This window comes from Cupriavidus sp. NPDC089707 (assembly GCF_044748965.1).
In the GTDB taxonomy this organism is placed as follows: Bacteria; Pseudomonadota; Gammaproteobacteria; order Burkholderiales; family Burkholderiaceae; genus Cupriavidus.
In genome coordinates this window covers 125825-135374 of sequence record NZ_JBIVHB010000017.1, presented here as the reverse complement: position 1 = coordinate 135374, position 9550 = coordinate 125825, and the positions used below count along the sequence as shown (strand labels likewise).

Sequence of the window (9550 nt, the reverse complement as noted above, 5' to 3'; positions counted from 1 at the left end):
AACCACGAAAAACAAGCAATCCTACATTGACGACTCTGCCGGTCGCTATCCCTCTGCATTGTCTTCTGAACAACGTTCCGAGAACATACAAGGGGAGCGAACAAGCGGGATACCAATGCATGCCGTGCTTGCCGTGCTTGCCGAAAGCCCTGGCACGCCGACTGTGTTCTCCCCTCTCCCGCCTGCGGGAGAGGGGCGGGGGAGAGGGCCGGCGCCTCAACGAAGTCCCGCCAGGCGCTAAGCCGCCACGCGGCCTCAGAACGACGTCCTGAACCCCACCTTCACGCTCCTGCCCGCCAGCGGCGCGATATCCCGCAGGATCGACGTTGCGTTGCGCGCATCCTGGTTGGTCAGGTTATCCCCGCGCAGGTACACCAGCGTCTGCGTCCCGGCCACCTTGAACTTGTAGGTCAGCGCCAGGCTTAGCAGCGTATAGGCATCGGTCGGCGTGTCATTGCTCGGCACGCGCGTCTGCTTGGCCGCATACGTGACATCCACGCGCGCGCCCCACGGCCCTGCGCCATACACCAGCGCGCCGCCCAGCCGCAGCGGTGCCAGCCGCGGCAGCGGCTCGCCGGTGTCGCGGTTCTCCCCACGCACGTAGTCGGCGCGCGCCTCGAAATCGAGCGTGTCGCTGCTGGTCAGCATTTTCTGCAGCAACCGGGTCTTGCCTTCGGCCTCGAAGCCGTAGAGCGTGGCCGGCACACCCAGGTACTGGAATTCCGGCAGCGAATCGGGGCTGCCGGCGGCGACGACGTCGCCGGCCTCATCGCGCGCGCGGCCCGTGGCCGACAGCGCCAGGTAGTTGGCAAAGCGGCTGTAGTAGCCCGACACGCTCGCGCTGTGCGCGCCCGACTTGAAGCGCACGCCCAGGTCGATCGAGGTGGCGCGTTCCTTGTTGGCGTTGGGGTCGCCCACCTCCCACGAGCCGGTGGCCACGTGCGGGCCGTTGGCGTACAGCTCGTAGAAGGTCGGCGCGCGTTCCGTGTAGGACAGGTTGCTGGTCAGCGACCACGCCGGGTTGACCTTGTACAGCAGGCCGGCCGAGGCGCTGGTGGCGTTGAAGCTGCGGTTGGCGTCGGCAAAGCGGTCGTTGCCGTTGGCGCTGGCCTTGATGCTGCTGTGGTCGAGCCGGCCGCCGAAGTTGAGCTTGAGGTCGCCCGACGCGGTCAGCGGCAACTCTTCGAACAGGAACAGCGCGGCGTTGTCGGTATTGGTGCTCGGCACGAAGGCTTCCTCGCCCAGCGCGGAAAAGTCGGTGTGGCCGAACTGGGTGCCGATCACCCCCGCCATGTTGCCGATTTTGGCGTGCTTGGCCTCGAAGCGCGCGTCCCAGCCGCGGTTCTTGAAGATCGTGCCGGTCTCGCCGCCCTCGATCTCCTTGTGCTCGTAGTCGGTGTAGCTGAACTTGCCCTTGACCGATTCGAACCAGCCGCCGGTGCTGCCCGCCAGGTTGCGCGCCTCGCCTTCGAGCGCGAAGCGGTCCTGCTTCATCTTCAGTCGCACATCGTCCTCGGCGGGCGTGCCGTAGTCATTGCGGTAGGCGCTGTAGTTGGCGCCGATGAAGCCGTCGGCCCAGGTGTAGGAGCCGCCCAGCGAGCCGCCCTGCTGGTCGGCGCTGGTGTTGGGCAGGCGGCCGTAGGCCTCGCTTTCACCCTCGGGCAGCGGCTCGGCGGCGCGCAGGCGGTCGCTGCGGGCATAGCCGGGGATGCGCAGGTCGCTGGTCTTGCGCGCGAAGGCGTCGGCATGGACCGCGAACTGGCCATTGCCGGCCTCGATCAGCGCGCTGGCGTTGCGGGCCTGGTCGCCGCCGATGGTGCCGCTGGCATCCACGGCGCCGCCGACGCCTTCGATCGGCTCCCTGGGGATGCGATTGTCGATCACGTTGACCACGCCGCCGATGGCATTGCCGCCGTACATCAGCGCCGCCGGGCCGCGCACCACCTCGATGCGCTCGGCCACCAGCGGGTCCAGCGCGACAGCGTGGTCATAGGACAGGGTCGAGGCGTCGACGGTGCTGCCGCCGTTCTGCAGCACCTTGATGCGATCGCCATCCAGGCCGCGGATCACCGGGCGGCTGGCGTTGGGGCCGAAGTATGTCGACGACACGCCGGGCATCTTGTCGAGCGTCTCGCCCAGCGTGCTGGCCTGGCGCACTGCCAGCGCGTCGCCGCTCAGCGTCGACACCGGCGCGACCATGTCGTTCAGCTCGCTGCCGAGCGGGTTGGCGGTGACGACAACCTCGCGCAGCGTACCGGTGGCGGTGGCGGTCGCAGGGGCGGTCTCGGCAGTGGCCGCGGGCGTGGCGGTCTGCGCGTGCGCAGGCGCTGCCAGCGCGGCGAGGGAAGCCGTCAGGGAAGCGGCAATGGCCGCGAGCGGGGTCAGGCGGGGGGCGCTGTTTTTCGGGCAGTTCTGTTTGGACATGGCGCGCGTAACGAAGCAGTGGCAATCAGCCCCGAGCCGGGTACGGCTGCATGGCACGGCATGGCGCGCGCCGTCCCGTATGGGACGGCCGCACCAGGCGGGCGGCAGGCGTTCAGCTCAGGAAAATTCGAAAGCCGGGCAAGCGGCGATGGCCGCGTCCCGGATCAGGCGAGGGCGATGGCCGGCGCCGGTGGCGCGCGCGAATGGAAGGGGTGGGTGGCGGGGAGATCGGGCCAGCGCCAGGCGAGGTTGGCCGGCTTGACCGGCTTGCCGAAGGCGAGGCGCGGCAGCGGCAGCTTGCCGCACAGCGTGTCGGCCACCGTGGCGCCGTCGAACAGCACGCAGGAGTGGCCGCTGAATTTCTGCGCCAGCGGGTGGGAATCGGTATCGGCGTCGGTGCCGCCGTCGGCCGCAGCCAACGTGGCCGACGTGGCTGCGCTGGTCGCCAGCAGCCCGCCGTGCACGATGCGGTGGGTCAGCCCGGCATGCTGCGCCAGCAGCAGGCATAGCACCAGCCACATCGCGAGCCACAAGCCCGGCCCGTGCGTGCGCAGGCGTTCGAGCCAGTCAGTGCGCATGGCCACCGCGTTTGTCGCCATGATCGTGGCCGGGGTCGCCGCAACCGCAGTCGTCGCCATGATCCTGATGGTGACCATGGTCGTGCTCGTGCTCGTGGTCCTCGTCCAGTTCGTCGACCCACGCGGGGAACGGATCGGCATAGTCCGCCCACGCCTGTGCGCCTGCAGCCATCTCGGCATCGTCCAGCAGGCAGGCATCGAGCCGCGCCGCCAGCGCGGCAGCGTCCAGGGCCACGCCGATCAGCACCAGTTCCTGGCGGCGGTCGCCAAACGGTGCCAGCGTGCCGTCGACCTGCATGTCAGCCTCGATCCCGGCACGGTCTGCGTCATCGGTCGGCCATTCGGCCGGATCCAGCGCAGACCACCAGGCGCCGGCGCCACCATGGCGGCACACGCCACCAGCCTGGTTCCAGTCACCGGCGGTGTCCATGCGGCTGGCCAGCCAGAACAGGCCCTTGGAGCGAAGCACGTTGCCGTGTTCGCGCAGCCATTCGGTATGGATCAGGTCGGCAAAGCGCTGCGGATGGAACGGGCGGCGGCGCCGGTACACCAGCGTCGAAACGCCGCTGTCTGGCTCCGGCGCCATGCCCTGCAGGGCAACCAGCCAGCCGGGAGCATCCGCGGCGGCGGAGAAGTCGAAGCGGCCGGTGCCGGACACGCGCTGCGGCGGCACGTTGCCGAAGCTGGCGTCGACGATCTCGGCGCGCGGGTTCAGCGCATGCAGCGCCGCGCGCAGCCGCGCCAGTTCGTCGGCACTGGCGAGGTCGGTCTTGTTCAGCACGATGACGTCGCAGAACTCGACCTGCGCGGCCAGCACTTCCGCGACGGTGCGGTCGTCTTCCGGCCCCTGCGCCAGGCCACGGTCGGCCAGGAAATCGGCTTCGTTGAGGTCGGCGAGGAAGGTGGCCGCGTCGACCACTGTCACCAGCGTGTCAGGCTGCAGCGCGGCATCGGGGCCGGCGCCGTGCTCGGCCTCGAACAGGAAGCCCTCGGCGATGGCGAGCGGGTCGTCCCGGCCATCGGCCTCGACCAGCAGCGCATCGAAGCGGCCTTGCGCGGCCAGCCTCGCGGCTTCGGCCATCAGCGTGTCGGCATCCGGCAGCACGGTGGCCTCGCAGCCGGGCGGCAGCGGCGCCAGCGTCTGGCCGTCCTGCGCGCCGCAGACCAGCACGGCCACGCGCCCGCCAGCGACTTGCGCAAGCAGGTGGTTCAGCAACGTGGTCTTGCCGGCGCCGGTAAAGCCGGACAGCACGGTGACGGGCAGGCGATCAGCCATGGCAGGAGAGATGGCAGGAGAGCGGAAAAGTGGCGAACCGGCGCCGCAAACAGACGTGCATCCGGCTATTGCAACAAAGTTGCGAATTTACCAGAAAGCCTTGGCCGGCGACAGCGGGACGATTCTCACAATGGTAGGCCGTGGCCGCGCCACGACAAGTGCAGCGGCGCCAGGGCATGCGGCCACCAATGCAAACGGCCCGGATAAACCGGGCCGTCGTGTCGCGGCTGCGCCGGCGCCAGGCCGGCTCGCCCGGCTTGGTTGCCGGGCTTCAGTCCCCGAACAGCTTCTGGCGCAATTCGCGGCGTTGCTGGGCTTCCAGCGACAGCGTCGCGGTGGGCCGGGCCAGCAGGCGCGGCACGCCGATCGGCTCGCCGGTTTCCTCGCACCAGCCGTAGTCGCCGGACTCGATGCGCTGCAGCGACTGCTCGACCTTCTTCAGCAGCTTGCGCTCGCGGTCGCGCGTGCGCAGTTCCAGCGCATGCTCTTCCTCGATGGTGGCGCGGTCGGCCGGATCCGGCACGATGACCGTTTCGCGCAGGTGTTCCGTGGTCTGGTCAGCGTTCTTCAGGATTTCGTCACGCAGCTGCTCAAGGCGGTGCTTGAAGAAGGCGAGCTGCGCTTCGTTCATGTAATCCTTGTCGCTCATCTTCAGGATTTCAGCTTCAGTCAGAAGTTTGTTGCTGCTCATGGTTGCTGCTGATTCTCTTGTTGAGGCGTCCGGCGGCGTCTGGGTCCGCTCGGATTCGCTGTTCGTGCGCTTGCGCGCCACGGTCGTTTCACTCTGGCTGGCTGCAGTCTTGCTGCTTCGCGGGCCTCCCTTCGTTGCGCCCGCTTCGGCGTTCGCCGTACTGCCGCGGGGAGCGGGCGCGGCCTTCACAGGCTGCGCCTTGAGCGTCTCTGCCGCGGCACTACCTGTCTTGCTGCGGCTTTCTTTCGTCTTCGTTGCGGCTGTCATGGGACACCTCTCTCTCGCGTCAGTCAGTGACGGCGCGTGCCGAGGCACCCCAAGCGGAAAGGCGGTCTCCGCACGAAGCACTGCGACCGCACCTGCCCGGCGGCCTGCCTCATGCTGACGACAACCGCCGCCCTGCAAAATACCGGGGCGGAAAAAAGGTGCGCCACCGGTATCAAATCCGGCCTATTGTACTTGAACAAATTTTTCCGAGATACGGGGGAAAGCCAGCCTGCACTTCGGTATTTCCCCGGTACCCCGAACGGGGGTGGCCGCGCGGCGGTGTCCGGAGGTAGGAGTCGCCGGAGCGGCGGCCCGTGCACTCAGGCCAGGCAGTTCTCCAGGCCCTTGAGGATGGCATCGCGGGGCAGGTCCACGCCGATAAACACCATCTTGGTGCCTGGCGTCTCATCTTCCCACTTCGCGCCGATATCGCTGCCCATCAGCTGGTGGACGCCCTGGAACACCACTTTCCGGTCCACGCCCTCCATATATAGTACGCCCTTGTAGCGCAGCAGTTTCTCGCCGTACACCGCCAGGATCCCCGACAGGAATTCTTCCAGCTTGCCGTAGTGGAAGGGCTTGTCGCTGCGGAAGACGAACGATGCGATGCGGTCGGTATGGTGGTGGTGATGGTGGTGGTCGTGCCCGTGGCCATGGTGGTGGCCGTGGTCGTGATCGTGGCCGCAGTCGGCGCCGCATTGTTCACCGTGCTCGTGCTCGTGGTCATGATCGTGGTCGTGATCATGCTCGTCGGCGTGCAGGAACTCGGGGTCCAGCTCCAGCTTCTCGTTGAGGTTAAAGCCGCGCAGGTCGAAGATGGTGTCGATCGGCGCTTCGCCGAAATTGGCCGTGCGGATCGGCGCGCGCGGGTTCATGTGCAGCAGCCGGTGGCGCAGTTCGGCCACGTCGTCCCCGCTGACCAGGTCGGACTTGGTGATGAAGATGGCATCGGCGAAGCCCACCTGGCGCTGCGCCTCTTCCTGCTTGTCCAGCTGCATGTGCGCGTGCTTGGCGTCGACCAGCGTGATGACCGCGTCGAGCAGGTAGCGCGACGCGATTTCCTCGTCCATGAAGAAGGTCTGCGCCACCGGGCCCGGGTTGGCCACGCCGGTGGTCTCGATCACCACGCGGTCGAAGTCGATCTCGCCGGCGTCGCGGCGCGTCAGCAGCCCGGACAGCGCCTGCACCAGGTCGCCGCGGATGGTGCAGCAGATGCAGCCATTGCTCATCTGCACGATCTGCTCGCGGCCGTCCTGCACCAGGATCTCGTTGTCGATGTTTTCCTCGCCGAACTCATTCTCGATCACGGCGATCTTCATGCCGTGCTGCTCGTTCAGGATGCGCTTGAGCAGGGTGGTCTTGCCGCTGCCGAGGAAGCCGGTCAGGATCGTGACCGGGGTCAGTTTGGACATTTGTTGTTCTCCGGGAAATGAGAGTGCCGGTCAGTGGGCGGCGGGCGTACGCTTGCCGCACTCGGCGCAGACGCCGTTCACGGTCAGCTCGACATGTTCGATGGCAAAGCCGCTGGGTACGCGCGGCGCGGCCGGCTGGGCCGGGGCGCTGGCGTCGTCCAGGCAGAAAGTGCGGTCGCAGCGCGTGCAGTGGAAATGGCTGTGCTGGCGGTGTTCCTGCGCGCGTGCGGCCTCGTGCTCGACCAGGCTGAAGCGGAACACGCGGTCGTTGCCGGCCCGCTTCTGCGCCACGCCCTGCTCCACCAGCCAGTCCAGCACGCGGTACACGGTGACGCGGTCGATGGTCTCGCCCTGCTCGGGCAGGCGGTCGATCACGGCCTGGTGGGTCAGCGCTTCGTCGCTGCCGATCAGGCAGGCCAGGATGCACAGCCGTGGCTGCGTCACGCGCGCGCCCAGCTGGCGCAGGCGCTCGTGGGCGGCTTCGAGGATGGCGGGCACCGGTGCAGCATCCGGCCCGTCCGGACTAATGCGGGTCATGGGCCGATTTAACCATAGGCCCACGGTTGATGCAATTCAGTTGCAACGGTCCAAGGGTGCGCCCGGCAGTCACGGGCGCCGCCGAGGGTGGGGTTTGCGCCTATGATCGACAGGCGACCCAGAAGCGGAGACAAGCCATGCTGAACGACGCCAGCGCGCTGCTGTTCCCCAATTTCGAACCCTTCCGGCACCGCATCGGCGAGGTCGAGATCGCCGGCGTGCAGGGCGGCTCCGGCCCGCCGCTGCTGTTGTTGCACGGCCATCCGCAAAGCCACCTGATCTGGCACCGGGTGGCGCCGGCCTTGGCCGACCACTTCACCGTGATCGCCACCGACCTGCGCGGCTACGGCAGCAGTTCGGCGCCGCCGGGCAACGCCGGGCATGAGCACTACAGCAAGCGCACCATGGCGCAGGACCAGGTCGAGCTGATGGCGAAGTTTGGCTTCACGCGCTTTGCGCTGTGCGGCCACGACCGCGGCGCGCGCGTGGCGCACCGGCTCTGCGCCGACCACCCCGATACCGTGAGCCGCGCCATGCTGCTCGACATCGCCCCCACGCTGGCCATGTACGAGCGCACCAGCATGGCCTTTGCCGCGGCCTACTGGCACTGGTTCTTCCTGATCCAGCCCGCGCCGTTCCCCGAGACGCTGATCAACGCCGAGCCTGAGTTCTACCTGCAGAAGCTGGTCGGCCTGCGCCAGCCCGGCCCGAGCCCGTTCGCCCCCGACGCGATGGCGGCCTACGTGGCGGCCATGCGCGACCCGGCGCGGGTGCATGCCATGTGCGAGGACTACCGCGCCGCCGCCACCATCGACCTGGAGCACGACCGCGCCGATCGCGAGGCCGGGCGCCGGCTGGCGCTGCCGCTGCGCGTGCTGTGGGGCGAGCACGGCGTGGTGGCGCGCTGCTTCGAGCCGCTGGGGCTGTGGCAGGAGGTGGCCGCCGACGTCAGCGGCAAGACGCTGCCGTGCGGGCACTACCTACCGGAAGAGGCCCCCGAACCGCTACTTGAGGAAATGCTCGGTTTTTTCCGTTGAGCGGCGCCAGCTGTCGCAAAAGTGTGCCTTTATGGACGATCCCTGCATATCTTCCGGGTTTCCCGCCATATGCCGTTGATTGCAGGCGGGTTAGCCCCTATACCTGCGCATTGTCTGGTGTTGCTAACATCAGCCCCCGCCCTTGCGGTTTACGGCAGGGGCAGCGGAGCCAGCCGGTCATGGTCCAAGCGCGGCTAACGAGACCGCGCCAGAGCGCCCCCGCACGAGCAGGGGCCAAGCCGGCGGCAATGCATTGCATGACGGGTATTGAAGGAACCAGGAGAAGAGAGCATGAAACGAGTGGCAAAGACGATCGCGGCCGCGCTGGCAGTCAGCGCGATGGGCGTGGCGGCAGGCGCGTACGCGCAGGAATTCCCGGGCGGCAAGCCCATTTCGGCCGTGGTGCCGTTCTCGGCGGGCGGCCCGACCGACAAGGTCTCGCGCGAGCTGACCGCGATCATGTCCAAGCATCTGGGCGCGACCATCGTGATCGAAAACCTGGGCGGCGCCGGTGGCACCATCGGTGCCAAGAAGGTGGTCCAGGCCAAGAACGACGGCCACACTGTCCTGATCCACCATATCGGCATGGCAACGGCCCCGGCGCTGTACCGCAACCTGGGCTTCGATCCGCTGAAGGACTTCGAGATGGTCGGTGAAATCGCCGACGTGCCGATGATCCTGGTCGGCAACAAGCAGCTGCCGCCGAACAGCTTCAAGGAACTGCTGCCGTACATCAAGGCCAACGCCGCCAAGCTGTCGCTGGCCAACGCCGGCATCGGCTCGGCCTCGCACCTGTGCGGCCTGCTGTTCCAGAGCGCGATCCAGACCGAGCTGACCACCGTGCCGTACAAGGGCGCGGCGCCGGCCCTGACGGATATCCTGGGGGGGCAGGTCAACCTGCTGTGCGACCAGACCACCAACCTGGCCGGCCACCTGAAGGCCCACTCGGTCAAGCCGTACGCGGCCATGCAGGCGAAACGCGTGGAAGCGTTCAAGGACGTTCCGACGGCAGCCGAACAGGGCATGCCGAACGTGGAAGTGAAGGTCTGGCACGCCATGTACGCGCCGAAGGGCACGCCCAAGCCGGTGATCGACAAGCTGTCGGCCGCCCTGCAGAAGGCCGTGGCCGACCCGGCGTTCCGCGCCAAGATGGCCGAGCTGGGCGCCGAAGCGGTGCCGGCACAGCGCGCCACGCCGGAATCGCTGCGCAACTACCTGAGCGCCGAAATCAACAAGTGGACCCCGGTGATCAAGAAGGCCGGCGTGTATGCCGACTGAGCGGGACTGATCGGACTGCCGGGGGCATCGCATGAAGTGATGCGCCGGGC

At 67.8% G+C, this 9550-nt stretch carries 8 protein-coding genes; 2 read left to right on the top strand and 6 right to left on the bottom strand.

Features of this window, described 5'->3' with window-relative positions:
• Positions 1 to 255 precede the first annotated feature (255 nt).
• From ACIP1U_RS23875 to ACIP1U_RS23850, 6 genes are all read right to left on the bottom strand, one after another.
• Positions 256 to 2424 carry a TonB-dependent receptor gene (locus ACIP1U_RS23875; protein WP_400320232.1) on the bottom strand — a complete coding sequence of 723 codons (2169 nt, stop codon included), beginning with the start codon at positions 2422 to 2424 and terminating at the stop codon, positions 256 to 258.
• A gap of 164 nt (positions 2425 to 2588) precedes the next feature.
• Positions 2589 to 3023 carry a hypothetical protein gene (locus ACIP1U_RS23870; RefSeq protein WP_400320229.1) on the bottom strand — a complete coding sequence of 145 codons (435 nt, stop codon included), beginning with the start codon at positions 3021 to 3023 and terminating at the stop codon, positions 2589 to 2591.
• The gene (locus ACIP1U_RS23865; RefSeq protein WP_400320227.1) at positions 2992 to 4278 is read right to left on the bottom strand and encodes a CobW family GTP-binding protein; all 1287 of its coding nucleotides are present in this window, start codon (positions 4276 to 4278) and stop codon (positions 2992 to 2994) included. The genes ACIP1U_RS23870 and ACIP1U_RS23865 overlap by 32 nt, the downstream gene beginning before the upstream one ends.
• A gap of 271 nt (positions 4279 to 4549) precedes the next feature.
• Complete coding sequence (dksA, locus tag ACIP1U_RS23860; protein ID WP_400320224.1) at positions 4550 to 5236, bottom strand: RNA polymerase-binding protein DksA; 687 nt, start codon at positions 5234 to 5236, stop codon at positions 4550 to 4552.
• Positions 5237 to 5556: 320 nt separating this feature from the next.
• Positions 5557 to 6648 (bottom strand): CobW family GTP-binding protein, encoded by a 1092-nt coding sequence (locus ACIP1U_RS23855; RefSeq protein WP_400320221.1) that lies wholly within the window; start codon positions 6646 to 6648, stop codon positions 5557 to 5559.
• Between the two features lie 30 nt (positions 6649 to 6678).
• Positions 6679 to 7185, bottom strand: coding sequence for a Fur family transcriptional regulator (locus tag ACIP1U_RS23850; RefSeq protein WP_400320218.1), 507 nt, complete (start codon positions 7183 to 7185; stop codon positions 6679 to 6681).
• A 137-nt stretch (positions 7186 to 7322) separates the two neighbouring features.
• Between ACIP1U_RS23850 and ACIP1U_RS23845 the strand changes: the two genes are divergently transcribed.
• Both ACIP1U_RS23845 and ACIP1U_RS23840 read left to right on the top strand, forming a co-directional pair.
• Positions 7323 to 8222, top strand: a complete 900-nt coding sequence (locus tag ACIP1U_RS23845; protein WP_400320215.1) for an alpha/beta fold hydrolase — start codon at positions 7323 to 7325, stop codon at positions 8220 to 8222.
• Positions 8223 to 8513: 291 nt separating this feature from the next.
• Positions 8514 to 9500 (top strand): tripartite tricarboxylate transporter substrate-binding protein, encoded by a 987-nt coding sequence (locus ACIP1U_RS23840; RefSeq protein ID WP_400320212.1) that lies wholly within the window; start codon positions 8514 to 8516, stop codon positions 9498 to 9500.
• Positions 9501 to 9550: the final 50 nt, after the last annotated feature.